Source organism: Sulfurimonas sp. (assembly GCF_026988655.1).
Lineage (GTDB): Bacteria > Campylobacterota > Campylobacteria > Campylobacterales > Sulfurimonadaceae > Sulfurimonas.
This window is the reverse complement of record NZ_JALSKT010000019.1, coordinates 1-20,068: the sequence shown is the minus strand read 5'-3', so window position 1 is coordinate 20,068 and position 20,068 is coordinate 1. Positions and strand designations below refer to the sequence as shown.

The 20,068-nt window shown below is 34.4% G+C and carries 19 protein-coding genes; 8 read left to right on the top strand and 11 right to left on the bottom strand.

Annotated features, from left to right (window positions below; all coding sequences use genetic code 11):
* The first annotated feature begins 114 nt into the window (after window positions 1-114).
* From MV052_RS02310 to MV052_RS02280, 7 genes are all read left to right on the top strand, one after another.
* Window positions 115-546, top strand: a complete 432-nt coding sequence (locus tag MV052_RS02310; RefSeq protein WP_297440592.1) for a CoA-binding protein — start codon at window positions 115-117, stop codon at window positions 544-546.
* A 2-nt stretch (window positions 547-548) separates the two neighbouring features.
* Window positions 549-1,754: a threonine ammonia-lyase gene (gene ilvA, locus MV052_RS02305; RefSeq protein WP_297440590.1), complete on the top strand. Its 1,206-nt coding sequence runs from the start codon at window positions 549-551 to the stop codon at window positions 1,752-1,754.
* A 4-nt stretch (window positions 1,755-1,758) separates the two neighbouring features.
* Window positions 1,759-3,885: a hypothetical protein gene (locus MV052_RS02300; protein ID WP_297440588.1), complete on the top strand. Its 2,127-nt coding sequence runs from the start codon at window positions 1,759-1,761 to the stop codon at window positions 3,883-3,885.
* A gap of 83 nt (window positions 3,886-3,968) precedes the next feature.
* A complete protein-coding gene (locus MV052_RS02295; RefSeq protein WP_297440586.1) occupies window positions 3,969-5,666 on the top strand; it encodes an acetolactate synthase large subunit in 1,698 nt (565 codons plus the stop codon).
* Window positions 5,666-6,151, top strand: a complete 486-nt coding sequence (ilvN, locus tag MV052_RS02290; protein WP_297440584.1) for an acetolactate synthase small subunit — start codon at window positions 5,666-5,668, stop codon at window positions 6,149-6,151. The genes MV052_RS02295 and ilvN overlap by 1 nt, the downstream gene beginning before the upstream one ends.
* 4 nt (window positions 6,152-6,155) lie before the next feature.
* Window positions 6,156-7,106 carry a UDP-3-O-(3-hydroxymyristoyl)glucosamine N-acyltransferase gene (lpxD, locus tag MV052_RS02285; RefSeq protein WP_297440582.1) on the top strand — a complete coding sequence of 317 codons (951 nt, stop codon included), beginning with the start codon at window positions 6,156-6,158 and terminating at the stop codon, window positions 7,104-7,106.
* Between the two features lie 18 nt (window positions 7,107-7,124).
* Window positions 7,125-7,328, top strand: a complete 204-nt coding sequence (locus MV052_RS02280) for a hypothetical protein (RefSeq protein ID WP_297440580.1) — start codon at window positions 7,125-7,127, stop codon at window positions 7,326-7,328.
* Window positions 7,329-7,337: 9 nt separating this feature from the next.
* Here MV052_RS02280 and MV052_RS02275 read toward each other — a convergent pair whose 3' ends face one another.
* From MV052_RS02275 to hisS, 5 genes are all read right to left on the bottom strand, one after another.
* Window positions 7,338-8,510 (bottom strand): pyridoxal phosphate-dependent aminotransferase, encoded by a 1,173-nt coding sequence (locus MV052_RS02275; protein ID WP_297440577.1) that lies wholly within the window; start codon window positions 8,508-8,510, stop codon window positions 7,338-7,340.
* 78 nt (window positions 8,511-8,588) lie between these two features.
* Window positions 8,589-9,290 carry a serine O-acetyltransferase gene (cysE, locus tag MV052_RS02270; protein WP_297440575.1) on the bottom strand — a complete coding sequence of 234 codons (702 nt, stop codon included), beginning with the start codon at window positions 9,288-9,290 and terminating at the stop codon, window positions 8,589-8,591.
* 8 nt (window positions 9,291-9,298) lie between these two features.
* The gene (speA, locus tag MV052_RS02265; protein WP_297440573.1) at window positions 9,299-11,128 is read right to left on the bottom strand and encodes a biosynthetic arginine decarboxylase; all 1,830 of its coding nucleotides are present in this window, start codon (window positions 11,126-11,128) and stop codon (window positions 9,299-9,301) included.
* Window positions 11,129-11,136: 8 nt separating this feature from the next.
* Entirely contained in the window at window positions 11,137-12,864 is a 1,728-nt protein-coding gene (locus tag MV052_RS02260; RefSeq protein ID WP_297440571.1) for an FMN-binding glutamate synthase family protein, read from the bottom strand.
* On the bottom strand, window positions 12,865-14,076 hold the full coding sequence (gene hisS, locus MV052_RS02255; protein ID WP_297440569.1) for a histidine--tRNA ligase: 1,212 nt from the start codon (window positions 14,074-14,076) through the stop codon (window positions 12,865-12,867).
* A gap of 117 nt (window positions 14,077-14,193) precedes the next feature.
* Here hisS and MV052_RS02250 point away from each other — a divergent pair, with 117 nt between their 5' ends.
* The gene (locus MV052_RS02250; RefSeq protein ID WP_297440567.1) at window positions 14,194-15,438 is read left to right on the top strand and encodes a DEAD/DEAH box helicase; all 1,245 of its coding nucleotides are present in this window, start codon (window positions 14,194-14,196) and stop codon (window positions 15,436-15,438) included.
* Here MV052_RS02250 and MV052_RS02245 read toward each other — a convergent pair.
* The 6 genes from MV052_RS02245 to MV052_RS02220 all read right to left on the bottom strand — a co-directional run bounded on the left by MV052_RS02245 (window position 15,435) and on the right by MV052_RS02220 (window position 19,943).
* A complete protein-coding gene (locus MV052_RS02245; protein ID WP_297440565.1) occupies window positions 15,435-16,232 on the bottom strand; it encodes an FkbM family methyltransferase in 798 nt (265 codons plus the stop codon). The genes MV052_RS02250 and MV052_RS02245 overlap by 4 nt on opposite strands.
* 281 nt (window positions 16,233-16,513) lie before the next feature.
* A complete protein-coding gene (gene tmk / locus MV052_RS02240; protein ID WP_297440563.1) occupies window positions 16,514-17,098 on the bottom strand; it encodes a dTMP kinase in 585 nt (194 codons plus the stop codon).
* On the bottom strand, window positions 17,098-17,580 hold the full coding sequence (gene coaD, locus MV052_RS02235) for a pantetheine-phosphate adenylyltransferase (RefSeq protein WP_297440561.1): 483 nt from the start codon (window positions 17,578-17,580) through the stop codon (window positions 17,098-17,100). Before coaD ends, tmk begins: the two co-directional genes overlap by 1 nt.
* Entirely contained in the window at window positions 17,567-18,103 is a 537-nt protein-coding gene (locus MV052_RS02230; protein WP_297440560.1) for a UbiX family flavin prenyltransferase, read from the bottom strand. The genes coaD and MV052_RS02230 overlap by 14 nt, the downstream gene beginning before the upstream one ends.
* Complete coding sequence (flgA, locus tag MV052_RS02225; RefSeq protein ID WP_297440558.1) at window positions 18,100-18,879, bottom strand: flagellar basal body P-ring formation chaperone FlgA; 780 nt, start codon at window positions 18,877-18,879, stop codon at window positions 18,100-18,102. The genes MV052_RS02230 and flgA overlap by 4 nt, the downstream gene beginning before the upstream one ends.
* Window positions 18,880-19,247: 368 nt before the next feature.
* Complete coding sequence (locus tag MV052_RS02220; RefSeq protein WP_297440557.1) at window positions 19,248-19,943, bottom strand: hypothetical protein; 696 nt, start codon at window positions 19,941-19,943, stop codon at window positions 19,248-19,250.
* Window positions 19,944-20,068: the final 125 nt, after the last annotated feature.

The following is a 20,068-nucleotide window of genomic DNA, read 5'->3' as shown; positions in this document are numbered from 1 at the left end:
AGAACTTCTTGCATTTGATTAAGAGACTTTATCAATAACTTTATTGTTTTTTGATATAATCTTCTTGTATAAAGCCCTATGGGTAGATTGAATTTTTTTTGAAAAAGGATGATTATGGAGTGCAAATTTCCAACAGTTAATTCAAATATGGATGAAGTAAAAGAGATTTTTGACAGTGTGAAGACTATTGCAGTTTTAGGTCTTTCACCTGATGAGAGTAAAGATAGTCATATGGTTGCAAAATATCTTCAAGCTCAGGGCTATAAAATAGTACCTGTTTATCCAAAAGGCGAGACTATTTTAGGTGAAAAAGTTTATAAATCTTTAGAAGAAATTCCTTTTACAGTTGATATGGTAAATATCTTCAGAAAACCAGCTGCACTTGACGCCATAGCCGATGCTTGTATCGCTCGTAGTGATGTAAAAGTATTTTGGGCTCAAAAAGGGATAGTAAATAATGAAGCTGCACAAAAAGCTAAAAATGCAGGTATGCAAGTAGTACAAAATCAATGTAGTATGGTTGACCACCGTAATCTTCAGGCATAATATTGATATCATTACAAAAGATACAAGAAGCAAAAAAACGTATTAAAGATGTTGTCGTAAATACACCTTTTTCTTATGCTCCTTATTTAAGTGAGATATCTGGTTGTAAAGTCTTTCTTAAAAAAGAAAATTTACAAATTACTGGTGCTTTTAAACTTCGTGGAGCATACAACAAAATAGCTACATTAACAACAGAGCAAAGAGCTTGTGGTGTAGTCGCTGCAAGTGCTGGAAATCATGCGCAAGGTGTTGCATATTCAGCTGCTGCGTTTAACACAAAAGCTGTCATTATTATGCCAGAGTCTACACCTCTTACAAAGATAGACGGTGTGAAACATTTTGGTGCAGAGGTTATCCTTGCTGGAGCAAACTATGATGAAGCGTATGCTTATGCTAAAAATTATGGAGCAAAACATCATCTTACTTTTGTGCACCCTTTTGAAGATGAAGAAGTCATGGCTGGGCAGGGTACAGTTGCCTTAGAGATACTTGACAAATGTGAGACACTTGATGCTGTTCTTATCCCTGTTGGTGGGGGTGGACTTATTGGAGGGATGGCAAGTGCCATAAAACAGCTCAGTCCAAACACGGAAGTTATTGGAGTAAGTGCTAAAGGTGCTCCGGCGTTTAAAAACTCTTTTGATTTAAAAAAAGCAGTCGATACAACAAGTGTTAGAACTATTGCAGATGGCATAGCGGTTCGTGACACATCTGATATCACACTTGAAGTGGCGCTAGAATCTGTAGATAAAATGATTAGCGTAGATGATGAAGAGATTGCTAGTGCAATTTTATTTTTACTTGAGAAACAAAAGCTTGTTGTTGAAGGTGCTGGTGCTGTTGGTGTTGCTGCTTTACTTCATCATAAACTGGATTATTTACAAGACAAAAATATAGCCGTTGTTTTAAGCGGTGGTAATATGGATGTTACTTTACTTTCTGTCATAATCGAAAAAGGTCTACTAAAATCTCATCGTAAAATGAAAACTACTGTAACATTAGTCGATAAACCAGGCTCTTTAATGCGTTTTACCGAAATTCTTCGAGAACTGAATGCAAATATTGTTCATATAGCTTATGACAGAACATCTATCTCCCTTGATTATGGTGATGCCAATGTTACTGTTCACATGGAAACAAAAGGCAAAGAACATCAAGAAGAAATCAAAAAAGCATTAAAAGCTGAGGGTTATTTAAGGGAGATATAGACTGATGAAAGTCGTTCAAAGTCAAAATATTATCAAGCCTGTCATTTTACTTAAGATATTAGATGATGGTCGTTTGGTAGCAGTTGATTCTCAAACGACTATCAGATATTTAGATCTTGTAACACTTAAGACTTTAAGTGGCTTTAAAGTGGGCATTGAGCATCAATATTATAAAGCAAATGTCGTAGCTTTTAGCAATAACGGCAAATATTTTGCAACACTATCTCCACATACTAAAGAATCTATACTATATAATGTAAAGTCGAAAAAAGTTATAGCAAGTGTTAATAGACATCATGGAGAAGCTTCCTGCGTCAGTATCGATCCCCTGTCTCGTTATATGTTTTCCGGTGGAGATGATGGTAAAACATTTGCTTTAGACACAAAAAGTGGAAAACTGGTGTTTACTCTTCCTGTTCATGTAGACACAGTAAATGACATAGCTTTTTCAACAAACTCTAACTGGGTCGCTACTGCAAGTTATGATCGTAAAATTTCACTCTTTAATCTTATAAGCATGGCACCAAAAGAAAAATTAAAATCACATACTGCACCAGTAATGAAAGTTGAATTTATTGGACCAAAAAAACTTCTCAGTATTGATAAAAATTCAGTAGCAATTATATGGGACATACACACTGCAAAAGTACTTACACGTCTTGAGGGTATCCATGATGAAATAACACAAATTTGTATTAGTTGGGAAAAAAAACTACTTTTTATTGGCACTGTATTGGGTTATGTACTACTTTATGATTTAGATACATATGAGCAACTGTCTCATCGTTATATTAAGATTTCTTCACCTGTAACTGCTTTAGAACTTCATGAACAAAGTAAGCACCTCCTTGTAGGAACACAAGATGGCTTTATATATTCTTACTATATTTATGAAGGTGAAGAGACTATTAAAGAGTTACTTAGAAAAAAAGATTTTGAAGCTATACAAAAAGAGGTGCAAAAAAATCCTGTTTTGCAATTTACTAAGATTTATTCACTTGTTTCAAATCTCTGGACAACTGCTTTGCAAAAAGCGAAAATAGCTTTGCAAAATGGTGACCGAAAAAAAGCTATGCTTCTTCTCAAGCAATTTAAAGATATTCCGGCAAAAAACAGTATTATTAAAAAATTAATGAATGACTACCTAGAGTTTGAAAAATTCACTGCGTTTGCAAAAGAGGGTAAATTAACTCAAGCATATAATCTAGCTAATACTTATCCAATATATAAAGAATCTAAAGTTTTTGAAGCTTTAGAAAATCGATGGAAAAAAACTCTTAATCTTGCACAAAAATATGTATTGGACCCTAAGGGAATACAACAAGCTAAAGATTTACTAACGCCTTATCGTGGTATCACCCAAAAGACGAAATTTATTCAACAGATAATGAGCCAAGGCGAAGTTTACAAACGTTTTAGAGATGCCATCACTCAAAAAGATTTTCAAATCTGTTTTGAACTTATCAAGCATCATCCTTTTTTGAAAGAATTTAATGAATATGATTCATTAATGAAATATGCAGACACACTTTACGTTAAAGTACATAAATTTTTAGAACAAGGAGACACGCATTCGGCTGTGAAACTCTTGAGCATTTTAGAAGATTTTACAGATTTTAAAGATGAAGTAAAAGAATTAATGCGAGAGATAGAATCAAAGCAAAAATTTTTTAATGCTATAGAAGAGGAAGATATAGCTACAGCATACAACATGATGGCAATAGCAGAAGATTTACAGCAAAGCGAAGATGGAAGAAAACTTCAAAACAGATGGAATAAAGACATAGAAAAAGCAAACGAGTACGCAGTAAAAGGTGATGCAGAGGGAGTAAAAACTGTACTAAATGAATACCTTAAGATTAGCTCTAAGTACCGTCCCTTAGCTACTATTTTTGGTTGGACATATATGATACAACTCGAATTTGCTTTAAAACAAAATCATTCTCAACTTGAACTTGAAAATGGCATTAAAAATTATATATTAAACTTTGGAATCCAAGATCAGATTGAGAATTTTTTCAATCAATTTAAAAAGAAATTTCCTCAATCTAAACTTAATATAGAACTCCTCTCCAAGGGCTCACTTTCAATGTGGCGACCTTCTATGATAGTAAAATCTATTTTAGATTAAAAATACTCACAATAATTTAAACTCAAATATATCTCCTTTTAAGTATAATAAAAAAATTATATATTACTTATAGGAGACTTTTCATGCAGATTAGTGGTGCACAAATGGTTATTGAAGCTTTTATCGCTGAAGGTGTAGACACAGTTTTTGGCTACCCTGGTGGAGCGATAATGAATGTTTATGATGAAATATACAAACAAGATGGATTCAAACATATTTTAAATCGTCACGAACAAGCTTCAGTCCACGCTGCTGAGGGTTATGCAAAAGCTAGTGGCAAAGTTGGTGTTGCCATGATTACATCAGGTCCAGGTTTTACAAATGCTGTGACTGGACTAGCCGATGCCTATATGGACTCTGTTCCTTTGGTTGTTGTATCAGGTCAAGTACCGATGAGCCTTATTGGTACAGATGGTTTTCAAGAAATAGACGCCATTGGTATATCTCGTCCTTGTACAAAACATAACTACCTAGTTACAGATGCAAAAGATTTACCACGTATTTTGAAAGAAGCATTTTACATTGCCCGCTCTGGTCGCCCAGGTCCTGTGCATGTTGATATTCCTAAAGATGTAACTGCACAAATAGCAGAGTTTAATTATGATGTTGCACTAGATTTGGAAACATATAAGCCTCACACAAAAGGAAGCCCTCGTCAAATTAAAAAAGCTATGGAAGCTATTGCTAGTGCTAAGCGTCCTCTTTTTTATCTTGGTGGAGGTATTATAAATTCAAAAGCAGCGTATGAAGTAAGAGAGTTTGTACAAAAAACAGGTATACCTGCTGTTGAAACATTAATGGCTCGTGGTGTATTGAGTTATGACGACGAACTGTTAGTTGGTATGCTAGGTATGCATGGTTCTTACGCTGCAAATATGGCTATGAGCGAAACTGATTTAGTAATTGGTTTGGGCGCTAGATTTGATGACCGTGTTACAGGAAAACTTTCTGAATTTGCTAAAAATGCGGCAGTCATTCATGTAGATATAGACCCTGCATCTATCTCTAAACTTGTACACGCAGATTTTCCAATAGTAGGTGATTTAAAAAGCGTTGTGACAGAGATGTTAGAGCAAGTAGAAAAAATAGATAGCGATAACTATGAATCTTGGAGAGAAACTATCTCGAATTTTGCAGAGCTTCATCCTTTGACATTTCACGAAGATACAGATAGAATCAAACCTCAATGGGTTGTAAAACGTGTTGGTGAACTTCTTGGTGATAGCGCAAACATCTCTACAGATGTTGGACAACATCAAATGTGGGCTGCACAATTTTATCCTTTTACTCGTCCAAACCAATGGATAACTTCAGGTGGTCTTGGAACAATGGGCTTTGGTTTTCCAGCAGCCATTGGTGTAAAAGCAGCTACTTCTGAGAAAACTTCAATTAACTTTAGCGGTGATGGTTCAATTTTAATGAATGTTCAAGAGTTAATGACAGCAGTTGAGAAAAAAATTCCTGTAATTAATATTATTCTTAATAATAATTTCCTTGGTATGGTTCGTCAGTGGCAAACGCTCTTTTATGACAAACGCCATTCTGAAACAGACTTGTCAGTTCAACCTGACTTTGTAAAACTATCAGAAGCTTTTGGTGGAATAGGGTATAGAGTTAAAACCAAAGAGGAGTTTGATGCTGCACTCAAAGATGCAGTTGAAAAAAATGTAGTTGCCTTTATAGAGGTAATCGTAGAAAGATTTGAGAATGTTATGCCGATGGTTCCATCTGGTGGAAGTCTATTTAACATGATGTTACTAGAGAAAAAGGAGACAAAATAATGACTGCCAATATTGATAATAGTGAAAGAAGAGTAATTTCAGTTATTGTTGTAAATGAGGCGAGTGTATTATCTCGTATCACAAATTTATTCTCTGGTCGTGGTTACAATATCACATCTCTAACTGTTGCCCCTATTCCTGAGAGTAAATACTCTCGTTTAACGATAGTTACAGCAGGTTCTGTTCGTGTGATAGAACAAATAACAAAACAACTTCATAAGCTTATTCCTGTTTTGAGAGTATATGAACATGCTGATCTGGTAGAAAAAGAGATGGCGCTTGTGAAGTTTCCAATTACTGAAAATATTAGCGATATTGGTGCAATTTGTGAAGCATATAATGGTAAGATAGTCAATGTTGGACATGATGTTATCATAACAATGGTTGCTGATGAACCAAGAAGAGTAGGTCATTATCTTGAAGCAATCAAAAAATATAATCCAAAAGAGATTGTAAGAAGTGGCGCTGTTGCCTTAGAGAGATAATAGAGTGAAGCTTAGTGAAATATCTTCGATTTTAGAGTGTGATTTTCAAGGTCAAGATTTAGAAATTATTGGCATGAATACACTCAAAGAGGCGAAAGAGAATGAAGTCTCTTTTGTCTCCAACTCAAAATATGTAAAAGATCTTAAAACTACAAAAGCAGCAGCAGTTATACTTTCAGAAAATTTAGTATCTGAGTTACCGAGCACTTGTGTAGCTTTAGTAACAAAAAATCCTTATTGGTCTATGGCTATCCTTTCAAAATATTTTGCACCGCCAATAGAAGAGACTTCCTTACCTGCACCAAAAATAGGAAAAAACTGTACTATTTCTCCTAAAGCAGAAATTGCAAATGGTGCTGTTATTGGTGATAATTGTACTATTTTAGCTCATGTTTATGTTGGAGCAGAGGCAGAAGTTGGGAACAACACTATCCTTTATCCAAGTGTTACGATTTACCGTGACTGTAAAATTGGAAATGACTGCATTATTCATGCAAATAGTGTCATTGGTTCGGATGGTTTTGGATTTGCTACAAATAATATGGGTGAACATAAAAAGATTTACCAAAATGGGAATGTAGTACTAGAAGACGAAATTGAAATCGGAAGTAATACGAGTATTGACAGAGCAGTTTTTGGAAGCACTTTGATAAAAAAAGGTACACGCATCGACAATCTAGTTCAAATAGGGCATAACTGTGAAGTAGGTGAGTATTCAATTATGGTTTCACAATCAGGACTTGCAGGATCTACGAAACTTGGTCGCAATGTTGTTATGGGTGGTCAAGCTGCTGCTGCAGGACATCTAGAAGTTGCAGCATTCTCAACTTTTGCCGCTAGAAGCGGGATAACAAGTTCTATAAAAGAACCAGGTAAAACTTATGCAGGATTTCCCTTGATGGGACATAGACAATGGCTTAAACTTCAGGCAAAACTTGCTAAGCTTATCAAGTAATATTACAAAGGAGTTCAAATGTCAAAAACAATTTCATTAAGTGGGACAAAAAAAGGTGTTATTTCTATAACAAAACTTGAAGAACCATACGGAAAAGATAGCGGAACAGTTGCTAGCATAGGTATCTCTTTGGCTGGCAATGCCCAAGAGCCAGAATGGAAGGTTCATATTCCAATGGATAATCTTGATGAAGTGATCAAAGCACTTCAAGAGTTAAAGTAGGTTTAAAACCTACTTTGTTTTGAGTTCTTGAACGAACGCATCAATCCTCTTTATCCCTTCTCTAATACTTGCAATTCCAGTAGCAAAACTAAATCTAAAATAGCCTTCGCTTCCAAAACCAACACCTGGAACAACTGCAACACCTTTTGATGCTAAAAGCTCTTTTGCAAATGCAAGAGAGTCATTGCTTACTTCCTGAATATTCACAAACAAATAAAATGCTCCATCAGGCTTTAAAACACTCAGACCATCAACTTCGTTAAAAAGTTTTACTGCTTCATCTCTGCGTTTAATAAACTCTTTTCTCATCATGGCGATATCTTCATCTGCACTTCCATCAAGACCTGCGATAGCAGCATATTGTGTCATAGTATTGATATTTGATGTACTTTGAGATTGAAGTTTTTTACTTGCTTTAATCAGTTCTGAATGATATGAAGCCATATAGCCAAATCTCCAGCCAGTCATTGCGACTGATTTGCTTAAACCATTTATTGTGATAGTTCTCTTGAACATATCTTCACTTACAGATGCAGCAGAAGTAAATTCCCCATCATAAACTAGCTTCTCATACATTTCATCACTTGCCACAAGGACATCAGTACCTTCAAGTACTTTACCTAGAGCAGTTAACTCATCTTTTGAGTAAACAGCACCTGTAGGATTTGAAGGAGTTGTAAGAATAAGCATCTTTGTTTTAGGTGTTAGGGCAGCTTGTAATTGTTCTGGAGTAATCTTAAACGCAGTAGCATCACTTGTAGGGATTTCTACAACTGTACCATCAAAGTATTTAACAAGTTCAGGATACGTCACCCAATAAGGAGCTGGAATAATAACTTCATCACCTTCTTCAATAGTCACGGAAAAAAGATTAAAAAGTGAGTGTTTTGCACCATTATTGACAATTATTTGGTTTGGTTCATATGTTAAGCCATTGTCACGTTTTAGTTTTTTAGCTATAGCTTCTTTGATTGCAGGGATGCCATCCACCGCAGTGTATTTAGTAAAACCACTGTTTATCGTATCTATTGCAGCATCTTTTATAACTCTAGGGGTATCAAAATCAGGTTCACCAGCTGAAAAGCTGATAATATCTTTCCCTTCAGCTTTTAATTCTTGTGCTAATGTTGTAATTGCAATAGTGATTGACTCAGATAGTTTGTTTATACGTTTTGCAAGCATTGATAACCCTTTAAATAAAATATTTAAAGAATTATACTAAAAAATAGATGTAAAAATCTTGAGAAAGAGGAGAAAACACTAATTTTTCATAGAATTGATAAAAGATTCATAAATATGTTCTAGTTCTAAATCTTGATCTAAAATATCTTTGTTATCTTTTACTAAAATATGCTCAAGTACGGCAACCCTTTTAAGAAGATATTCAAACATTTCTTTGTTTATATCTGGTAACATATTGTGCATAAATGGATCTTTACATCTTCCTTTTTCTATAATATGCGCAGGAATACCTATAGCGGTGGAACAATCTGGCACTTCTTTTACAACAACAGAATTTGCTCCTATTTTTGCATGTTCTCCGATAACAATGTCTCCAAGTATTTTTGCACCAGCACCAATAACCGCACCTTGCTTAATTGTTGGATGACGTTTTCCATGCGTCAATGAAACACCACCAAGCGTTACACCTTGATATATAAGCACATCATCTTCGACGATAGCAGTTTCTCCGATAACAACACCAAAACCATGGTCAATAAATACGCGTTGCCCTATAACTGCTGCAGGGTGAATGTCAATATTTGTCAATAGTTGGTTAAAGCCCATAAGCATTCGCGCCATTCGTTTAAAATTTGATTTATAGAGTTTGTGAGCAACTCTATACCATGCAATTGCCCATACACCTGGATAATTAAAGAGAAAGTCAATTTTAGAATTCAGTGCAGGGTCATTTTTATATGCATTTGAAAAGTCTTGTTTAATCTCTTTATATATTCCCATAATCATCCTTAGTTTGTAGTTCGTAAATAGCCATTTTGGTATATGAAAGTTTCTAGTTTTGCAAGTGTATCATTTTTTTCTTTTTCTGTAATAAAATAACTTGTACTTAAATCTGATTTAAGTTTATCTAAAATATGATCTTTATCGTATCCCAAAGACTCTAAAATATCTAAAATATTTTTAGATTCTATTGCATTGATAATTTCATAACTTGTATCATTGATTTTAATTGTATATTCATTTGGATGAGTGAATAGATTGTGGTTCATTCCCAATGTCTCTTGATAGGCACCTACGTTAAAAAAGCCAAGAAAATAATCTTCTTCATCTATATTTACATCATGTAGATAGAGTGGCTTTTGCGGGTTAAATCCTATCTCCCCATCGCTATCACAAGTGATATCCCATAATGATGCAGCACGAAGAGGAGTTGTGTTGAGATGATTGATAGGCATAACAGGAAAGTGCTGTCCAAGTCCCCAATAATCTGGTAAACTTTGAAAAACGGAGGCATTGATGAGATAGCGCTCTTGAAGTTTTATTTGAAGTTGTTCAAGTTCATTTGTTGGATTTGCAGATTTGAGATAGAGTGCTTTTTTTATGATGTTATGCACTAAGATTTCTGCATTTGAGCGGTCTTGCAAGTCTATATAACCCAAATCAAAAAGTGTAAAAAGTGATTCGATATGATCAAGTGCATCATGTAAATATTCAATACAATTAGCATTATTTAACAGTTTATTGAGTTCGATGAGTTCTTCGATTAGGGGAGGATTACTCTCTTTAAAGTTGAGAAGTTTTTCTTGATAGTCTTGCGAAAAAAGTTCTAAAACAGGAGCAATCAGAACAGCATGTGAAGCGACAATAAAGCGTCCTGATTCTGTGAAAATATCTGGATGTGTAACATTTTTTGCATCCATTATTTCACCCAGTAAAAAAACAACAGAGCTTGAAAACTCATCTATCGAATAATTTCGTGCATGAGATTGTTCGTGCTGATCATACTCAACTGCTAAACCTCCACCAATGTTTATACTTGAGAGTGAATCTGCTCCCATTTTTTTAAGTTCTGCATAAATATTTCCTGCCTCACGAAGTGCTTTTTTTAGCGGTGCAATATCAGACATTTGTGAGCCAATATGAAAGTGAATCATCTTGAGCTTATCAAGTAGGTTTGCATTTTTTAGTAAATTAATCGCTTCAATAATCTCAGTTGAAGTAAGCCCAAATTTTGCATCCATGCCACCACTCTTTGCCCATATCCCACTACCTGCACTATGTAATCTTACACGTATGCCGATATCTGGAACTGCAAGAGTACACTTTGAAGCAACATCGATGATAGTTTCTAGTTCATTGAGTCCTTCTATAGTGATAATGATTTTATGACCACTTTGTGCTGCAATAAAGCCCAATGTCAGCATCTCTTCATCTTTAAAGCCATTGACAGTAATATATGCACCCTTTGGCGTTTTACTCATAGCAAGAATAAGTTCTGCTTTACTTCCGGCTTCTAAGCCATAGTTATATTTTTCACCTTGTATGGTTACAGCTTCTACAACGGCTGGAAATTGATTTACTTTGAGAGGAAAAACAGCATGAAAACTACCCTGATACTTATTTTCTTCAATTGCTTTTTCAAAGTAGTTGTACAAAGTTTTAATCTGCCTCTTTACGAGATGAGGAAACCTCAAAATCATAGGCCCTTTTACATCATTTGCACGAATTTTATTCGTGATTTCTAGCAAAGAAGGCATACATTTGTAGTTAAGTTTTATCTCTCCATCTTCTATAATAAAATTTTTGTTTGCCCAAATATCAAGTCCAAAATTTTTCACTATTTTTCCTATAAATTGAGTTTTTGATGAAAATATTTGTCTATATCAAAATATATTTCACCACTTCTATTTTTAAATGTAAGTAAAGTTTTATTTAACTCTTTAATGCTTTTTATACCCATAACGGCCAAGATAGTTTTCATACTTTTAATAAGGTTTTTATGATAGTTGGCTATTTCTATTCCTTCTTTTACTACAAGATAGGAAGCTCTTTTCTTCGGGTCCTGTGTTGCCATACCAACAGGACAAACATGCGTTCCAAAGCCTGAACACATACGAGCTCGAATACATCCACCACTCATCATAAATCCACGCGCTATCCCAACAGCATCTGCTCCCATACACATGGTAATGATTACATCATCAGGTGTAAGTATTTTTCCACTGGCAATGATTTTAATATCTTCTCTAATATTGTATTTTTGAAGCATCATATCTAAAATATATAAAGCGTTTGGCGTTGTAAGCCCTACAGACTCCATGAGTTCAAGGGGAGCAGTAGCACTTCCTCCTTCACCACTATCAACAGTTAGAAAATCAGGAATACTTTTACCTTCTTTTTTTCTTTTGGCTATTTTTAAAGCCAAATCATCTACCGATTTTTCATCTGAAATGACAATTTTAAAGCCAACAGGTTTTTGCGACAGTTCCTGAAGTTTTTCAACAAAATCAAGTAACTGTTCAGTTGTATCTGCATAAGGAAATCTATTTGGAGAAAAGATATCTTTTCCCTCTTCAACACCACGATAGTAAGCTATATCAGCAGATACTTTTGCCCCCGCTAATTTACCACCCGTTTGTTTTGCGCCCTGAGCAATTTTTATCTCTGTCATACGGCAAAACTTCATTACTTTTTGATACTTTAATGCATCAAATTTGCCATCTTTATCTCTGACACCATAGAGACCTGAGCTCATTTGAAAAATTATATTTGGAATAGACTCAGGAACAGTTTTTGGAAAACTCTCAAGCGGTGCATCCCAGTTTACCCTAAAAAGAGAGCGTGTCGCAGTGTCATAGATATAAGTGTTTTGTGTTTTTTTCTTTAACAAAACATTTCTATACCATCTAATAGCCACAGCATGGTTAAAAAAGAATGTCCCTATCTTAAACAATAGATTTGCTAGAGGTTTACCCTGTACAACCTCCAAATAGGGGGAATTATCAATCTCAGGTTTGAGTGTAAAAAGATGATTTGAAGTGAGAGCACCCTCACCAGTATTTATTGTTAGATTTGACTTTACCCCTGCAAGACTAAATGCACGTATAGCTTCAGGGCTTAACGAACCATCACTCATCGCTGAACGTATAATTGGTGTTGCTGATGTAAATGGATACTTTCTATCTTTTCCAAATACAACCGAAGTGTCATCCTCAACTTCATTATCGTTCAAAACACTTGAAGAGTGCTTTATAACAAACCTAGAACCTGAAAATGGTTGTAAAACGGAAAAAGATTTATAATTTGGTTTATCTTTTGCAGCTGTATAAACCCAGTCTACTTTATCTTTAGAGTCATAAAATGTCTCATCTGCAAAGTATTGACGCAAGGGTTCTCTAAGTGCTTCAAATAGATAACGCATTCTACCAATTACAGGGTAGTTAATTAAAAGAGCATGCTGCCTTTGTACAAATTTATCATAAACATAAAGCATAATTACCCCGACAAACGCAGCGAGGATAAAAAACTCTATAAAGTTAATAAAAAAACTCCATGTATCATGAAGCCAAGACATTTAAAAATCTACTCTTTTTATCGTTTCTTCTGTTTTGTTTTGTAAATCTTTTACCCAAATAGTTCCATCACGCATTTCATTTGTACCAATAACGCAGCAATATCGTGCATTGATTTTATCAGCACCTTTGAGGTGATTTTTTAAATTTTTCGCTTTAAAGTCACAAACAGCTTTATCGCTTTGACGTTTTTGATGTGTTAATGATACTATGAGATCCACTGCTTCATCATCCATCGCACCGAGGTAGTAGCCTTCTCTTGAATGTTGCGGCATTTCAATAAGTTCTAAAAGACGTTCAATTCCCATAGCAAATCCAACAGCAGGAGTAGGGCGTCCATCAAGAAACTCTACAAGTCTGTCATACCGTCCACCGCCAGCTATGGCACTTTGACTACCGATATTATCACTAACAAATTCAAACGCAGTCTTTGAGTAGTAATCAAGTCCACGAACAAGATTTCTATCTATCTCATAGGCAATGTTATTATCATCAAGAACTTTTTTGAGTTTATCAAAATCACTTTGACATCCATCACAAAGAGCATTGATGAGTTTTGGAGCATTCGCGTAGAGTGATTGACATTTTTCATTTTTACAATCAAGTACACGAATAGGATTTGTACTTTTACGACGCTTACAATCTTCACAAATTTCATCTTCAACCGACTCAATAAATGAAACTAGATTATCACGATACTCTGGCATACAGTTTTGATCGCCTAAAGAGTTGAGTTGTAGTCTATAGCCAATACCACAACGTTTAAGTATGTCACTGACCATCATAATCATCGTAGCATCTTCGTAAACACTTTCTACTCCAAAGCTCTCAACACCAAACTGATGAAACTCTCTTAGGCGACCTTTTTGCGGTCTTTCATAACGAAACATCGGCCCATGATAAAAGAAACGGTGTATTCCTCCGGCCTTGTCAAGTTTTTTCTGGATAAAAGCGCGAACAACTCCAGCTGTTCCCTCTGGACGAAGACAAACATCATTTTCACCTTTGTCGATAAACTGATACATCTCTTTTCCAACTATATCGCTAGATTCACCAACACTGCGTTTAAATAGTGCCGTTTCTTCTAAAAGGGGAGTTTCAATAAAATGAAAACCATACTTTTGAGCCACATCTGTAGCAGTATCTATAAAGTAAGTAAATCTTTCATAATCCTCACTTAAAATGTCGTTCATACCTCTTAACGATTTAATCATCTGTACCCTTTAGTTATATTGGTGTAAGGATACCATTTTTAATCTTTTATTTGTATGACGAACCTCTTTTGAAGCCAAAAAAGAGTAAAATTTTTCAAATTAATTTAGGAATAACAGATGCCATTTTCTTCACTTGGATTATCAGACAACATTACTTTAGCACTCAAAAACAAAGCATATAAAAAGCCAACAGAAATTCAAGAAAAAGTGATACCACTTATCTTTGAAGGAAAAGATGTCATGGCAATGGCACAAACTGGAAGTGGAAAAAGTGCTAGTTTTATTTTACCTCTCTTGCAGATGTTGTCTCAAAAAAAAAGAGATACAAAAGCTAAGATAAAAATTTTAGTCTTAACGCCCACAAGAGAGTTGACACTGCAAGTTGGAGCTGCGCTTGAAGAGTTTGGAGCGTTTTTAATACAACAGCCTAAAGTTGTAAGCCTGATAGGTGGCCAAAGTATTGGTGATCAGCTTTATAAAATTCAGCAAGGCTGTGACATTTTGGTGGCAACCTCTGGGCGTTTTTTAGATGTTTTAAGAAAAAAGCAGATGAACCTCTCTTTTTTAGAGTATTTAGTTTTAGATGAAGCTGATAAGATGTTAAACCTTGACTTTACACAGGAGTTAGACTTAGTATTAGAAGCACTTCCTAAGAAACGTCAAAATATGCTTTTTTCAGCAACATATCCAGAAAAAATGTTGCATATTGCTTCAAAAGTTTTAACAAATCCGGTAGAAGTGTCTATAAAAGAGTCACAAACTGTAGATACCATAGAGCAAAGAGTCATAGAAGTAAACCGTGAAAATCGCGGACCACTACTTCGACATCTTTTAAAAGAAAATAAATGGGATTTGGTTCTCGTTTTTATGGCAAACAAAAGAGCAACTGACAATATAGCTGAAAAGTTTAGAAAGTATGGCTTTGAAGCAGCCTCATTTAATGGAGACTTAGATCAAGAGTTGAGAAATCAAACACTTACTGCGTTTAAAGAGAGAAAAATAAAGATTTTATTTGCTACAGATATCGCAGCACGTGGGCTTGATATTGAAGATATTGATTGTATTATAAATTATGATCTACCACGTTCTCCTGCTGATTATATCCACAGAATAGGACGAACCGCAAGAGCTGGAAAATCAGGAGTTGCCATATCTTTTATAGATCATGAAACACAAGAGCATTTCTTCCTCATAGAAAAACGTAGTGGGATAAAGCTGAGGAGGCAAAGCATTAAAGGGTTTGAGCTTCAAGGTGAAGCTCCTAAAAAGCGTAAAGGTCCTGCACCAGTAAAAGGGAAGGGTAAAAGCAAAAAAGATAAACTTAGAGAACAAAAATCCTTAAAACAATCACAAGAGGACTAACTTTTTTTTGGAATAAAATACATAACAGTCTCAAAGATACCTTCCATATAGTGTCGGAGATAAATATCATAATTGTTTTCAATTTCTAAGATTTTTATGGGAATTTTGTACCAATCTTCAGCTTTATGATAAATACAAATAGCCAAAAGAGGTTTGTATTTTTTTATAGTCTCTTTTGCTCCATCTATGGCATCTTGTTCTGCGCCCTCTATATCGAGCTTAATATAATCAACTTTTTCTTTCACGATACTATCAATAGTATCAACGGCAACACTCTGTGTTCCACGCCCATACATAGTTGAGAATGATTTTTCTTCATTGAAAAAGAGAGTCTCTTTCTTATTTGAAACACCACAAGTAAAAAATTCTATATTTTTGTATTTACCTAGTTCACGTTTAGCGATTCTGATATTTTCAGGTATGGGTTCTATCAGCCATATCTTTTTAAAATCAGGATAGTTTTTTATAACCTCAGTCGCAGTATCCCCTACATAGCCACCACCATCAAAAAAGCTAATGTTTTTGATCTTGGGAATGAGCTCTTTATCAAAATACTGTTCTTCGTAGTTGTTTGTAAAACCTTCCATAAATTGATAATCAAATGAGATTTTAAAATTGATGACTTTTTTAAAAATTTCTTTTGATTTTTTATCTGCAAGTAAATCGTAAACATAGCGGTATTGATAAGAATTTTTTTTATAATCATCTGCAAAATCAGTTATAAAAGGAGGGTCTACTAAGTTAAACGCAGTATATTTGTAAAATGCAAGATAGCTGATGTTTTTAAAGCCCAATGCATCCAGCTTTTGTTTTACTTCAAGGGGACTACCTGTTGCTGTCCATAATATAAGAGCATCACTCGGTACATCTTCTATCTGTAAAACCTCTTTTTTTCGAGAGCGCTGTACACGAGAAAAATCATCAATTATTCCATCTACTTTGACAAATTTTTGAACACTTTTTGTAAGTTTATTGATACCTAGGATATATTTTTTTGTAGTTGTTGATGAGATAAAAAGTTCTACTAACTCTTTGTCCTTTTTATTAACATAATCAAAGTTTTTTAAATTAATAACTAAAGTCCATTGTTGATATTATCTAGTATCTCTTGTGTTATTGCATCTCTACTTTTTGTTGCATCTATCTCTACAAGCTCTATTTTTAGGAGCTTAGCAGCTTCTATGAGAGCGTCTTGAATTTTTAAAAGATACTCACTTCCACGAAGTTCAATGCCATCTAATTTTTTTTGAGAAAGTCTATACTCTAGCTCTTTTTTTGTTAGTTTTAGTAAAAAGACTTTTTGGGGATAGATACCATTTGTAGCAAAACGGTTCAAGTGAAGAATCGCCGTTTCACTGATCTCGCCCTGGATGAAAGCATAAGCAACACCACTGACCACGCTCCTGTCAGAGATAATCATCGTAGTGTCAATATTTGGCTCAATAACTTCTGTTATATGCTCGGCTCTATCCGCTAAAAAAAGTAAAAATTCTGCTTTTTTACTCTGTGTTCGTGCAGATAAAACCATCTCTCTAATCTCTTTGCCTATAGCAGTTGCCCCAGGTTCTTTTGTGATGACTGCGTTTGGATAGTTTGACCTCAGTGCATCTATCTGTGTACTTTTACCGGCAGTATCTATGCCTTCTATAGCGATATACATTAGCTTCTTTTTCCTATGATTTTTTGAACTTCTTTAGGGAGAAGATGCTCTGTTTTTCCATGAAATTTTAAAAGGTTCCTAACGATAGAAGAACTAATGAAAGCATGTTGGAGTGTCGGCATGAGATAGACTGTTTCTATGGTATCATCAAGAGAGTTGTTAAGATAACCAAGTTGCAGTTCGTACTCAAAATCACTCACTGCTCGAAGCCCACGGATAAGTATCTCAGCCCTATATTCATGCGCCAAATCTATAGTCAGATTGTTAAAACCAATGACTCGAACTTTTTCAAGGTCTTGTACCGCTGCTGATACCATTGCAACTCGCTCATGAAGCGCAAACATAGGTTTTTTATCAGCTGATTCTGCAACAGCTACGATGACTTCATCAAACAATTTTGCAGCTCTTTTAATGATATCAAGATGCCCATTTGTAATGGGGTCAAATGTTCCGGGATACAAAGCTATTTTACGATTCTTCAACTTGCCACCTTTTATATAAACTATTTTCTATGCCGAGTAAATCAAACCATTTACCTACGAGAAAATTTTCCATTTCATCTAATGTTTGCTGCTTGGAGTAATAAGCTAAAACAGGAGGAGCAATAATAATCCCTAAAGAAGCCAACTTGTGCATATTTTCCAAAGCAATTGCTGAAAAAGGCATCTCTCTTGGAGCAAGAATGAGTTTCTTTTGTTCCTTTATCATAACAGCAGCGCAACGTGTTATGAGATTATCTGAAATGCCACAGGCTATTTTTGCCAAAGTATTCATAGAGCAGGGTGCTATGATCATAGCATCAACACCAAATGACCCTGAAGCAATAGAAGCAGAGATCTCTTTGTTGTCATGCTTTGTAACATCACTCATCTCTTTTGAGAGCACTACTTTAGAATTATTAGACATGATAAAATGCTTCTCAATTGATTCTGGAAGTAGTTCAAGAACTTTTAGTCCTAGATTTACCCCACTTGCTCCGCTTGTTGCTACGACTATTTTTTTCATCTTACCTCTGCACTATTTTTACCGATAACGACGGCTTTCATTTTTTTTCCGTTACTTTGAACGACACTTATGGTATCTCCAAGCTTTCCGTTTTGAACAGCTTTTGCTGAAAAGGAGATGGAGATATTTCCACTATCTAAAAAGACATTTACCGTGCTACCTCTTGTTACAAGGTTTAATCCCGTTATATCTCTTTTTGTTATTACTTTATCCGCTTGTATATTATGCCGTGCCTGAAAGAGGTTTGATTTTATCTCTTGGAGAGGCATAGCTCTAAATTTGTCTAACATTATACTATTTTTTTTCGTATTTACTACACTGAGAGGAGTGTCTTTTTTTATCCCCATTCGCGCTTGATAAACGGGCATCACTGCGTTTAGCTCGTATTTGAAAAATATTTTTTTATGTTTTTGTGTTTTTATATAAAGCACGCCTTTATTTGAAAGGAAAGCTCTCTTATTAAAGTGTACTGTGTATTCTTTTGGCATATTTTCAAGATAGTGTATTGGTGCTATTTCTACTTTTCGGATTAGAATGTTTTTATATTTTGATTTGTAGTAGTTTTGTAGAGATTTGTGTATCTTGAGGGTATTTATGTGACTTTTTTTATTAAACTGCACAAAACGAGTGTGCCTGATTTGTATATTTGGATATCCAAGATGCTTGAGTTTTTCGATGAGTTGTGTAGCTTTGATGCGTTTTGAATGGCGTTGCTCATCTATCTTGTAAAGTTTAATATCATTTTTTTTATCAATAGCAACAATATCAGAAAGCATAACATAATCACCATCAATGTAGTAATCTTTCTTAAGCTCATTCGCTGCGTTTAAGAGTGTCGATAAAATAAGTAAGAAGAAAAGTACTTTTGTATAAAATCTAATAATCTTTATGTGACAACCTATTATGCATCAATCTAGGCGTATAATAACTTAATATCAGAAAGAAACACCTTAACTATATAATAGGTTTTTTTTCATCCTTTACTATGATTTCTCAGGGATTAAAACTATTTTGCACCCATTTTCATATTCCATATCACATCTTAAAGAGTAGCAATTTTTATTAGCAAGATTTTTTGCTATTGCAAGTCCTAAACCAAAACCACTTTTTAAACGATTTTTACTTTATTGGCTACTCTGTTTTGTTATACATTTTTATGGTATTTCTCTATTTGATACTTAATAATATTTTGTGCATCAATAAAACTTTTTCCGTGCATTTCTTCATATCTATCAGATATAGGATAATAATGTGTAATATCTGTAAAGTCATCCCACCATGGATTATTGCCTCTATAACCCATTTCTCCTATCAAACAACTAGCAGGAAAAGATTTTCCCATAAAAATATTCCAGAACTCTTTATTTTCTAATTTTAGTCCCATACATTTTGATGAAAACATATTTTCTTTTAATTCTTTAATTAAGCGATAAAAATCATAAATTTGACTTTGACCACCTGCACCAACATTATTACTAATATGCCAATATTTGGTACCAACCATATAATACCAATCTGAGAACCCTAGCATTATAAATGTTTCTGCTGTTTCTGATTTATTTTGAATAAAATAAATCCTTTCAGGATTCAATTTTATAATATCTTTTAAATAGTCCATTGGACTGCCATAGCTATATTCAATATTAAATGGATAACCTTTATTTTCATTAAGCCAATTATAATTTATTCTGAATGTTTTACAAAAAATTTTAATAAATTCAAAAGTTGGTTCTTCTCTTCCAGAAATTATATTATCCAAGATACTTCTTTTTTTTAAATTTAAAATTTCTGATAGTTTTGCTATTGTAAACTTATTATATTCACCTTGATTCTCATTCATTAGACTTCTTGCATAACCTCAAACTGGTTCAAAAATTGCTATTGCTCAAGCATGAAGAATTATGAGAAATTAAAAGAGCTAAAACCAGAACTATTCAAACGATTAACAGGTGTAAAACCTGATAC

Bases quoted from the DNA above. Each gene is read 5' to 3' on its own strand.
- MV052_RS02260 (WP_297440571.1), bottom strand. From the start codon at position 12,864: ATGTCTTGGCTTCATGATACATGGAGTTTTTTTATTAACTTTATAGAG.
- MV052_RS02275 (WP_297440577.1), bottom strand. From the start codon at position 8,510: ATGCTTGCAAAACGTATAAACAAACTATCTGAGTCAATCACTATTGCA.
- MV052_RS02300 (WP_297440588.1), top strand. From the start codon at position 1,759: ATGAAAGTCGTTCAAAGTCAAAATATTATCAAGCCTGTCATTTTACTT.
- MV052_RS02310 (WP_297440592.1), top strand. From the start codon at position 115: ATGGAGTGCAAATTTCCAACAGTTAATTCAAATATGGATGAAGTAAAA.
- tmk (WP_297440563.1), bottom strand. From the start codon at position 17,098: ATGTATATCGCTATAGAAGGCATAGATACTGCCGGTAAAAGTACACAG.
- ilvN (WP_297440584.1), top strand. From the start codon at position 5,666: ATGACTGCCAATATTGATAATAGTGAAAGAAGAGTAATTTCAGTTATT.
- MV052_RS02230 (WP_297440560.1), bottom strand. From the start codon at position 18,103: ATGAAAAAAATAGTCGTAGCAACAAGCGGAGCAAGTGGGGTAAATCTA.
- MV052_RS02250 (WP_297440567.1), top strand. From the start codon at position 14,194: ATGCCATTTTCTTCACTTGGATTATCAGACAACATTACTTTAGCACTC.
- MV052_RS02280 (WP_297440580.1), top strand. From the start codon at position 7,125: ATGTCAAAAACAATTTCATTAAGTGGGACAAAAAAAGGTGTTATTTCT.
- hisS (WP_297440569.1), bottom strand. From the start codon at position 14,076: ATGATTAAATCGTTAAGAGGTATGAACGACATTTTAAGTGAGGATTAT.
- cysE (WP_297440575.1), bottom strand. From the start codon at position 9,290: ATGGGAATATATAAAGAGATTAAACAAGACTTTTCAAATGCATATAAA.
- flgA (WP_297440558.1), bottom strand. From the start codon at position 18,879: ATGCTTTCTGATATTGTTGCTATTGATAAAAAAAATGATATTAAACTT.
- MV052_RS02295 (WP_297440586.1), top strand. From the start codon at position 3,969: ATGCAGATTAGTGGTGCACAAATGGTTATTGAAGCTTTTATCGCTGAA.
- MV052_RS02220 (WP_297440557.1), bottom strand. From the start codon at position 19,943: ATGAATGAGAATCAAGGTGAATATAATAAGTTTACAATAGCAAAACTA.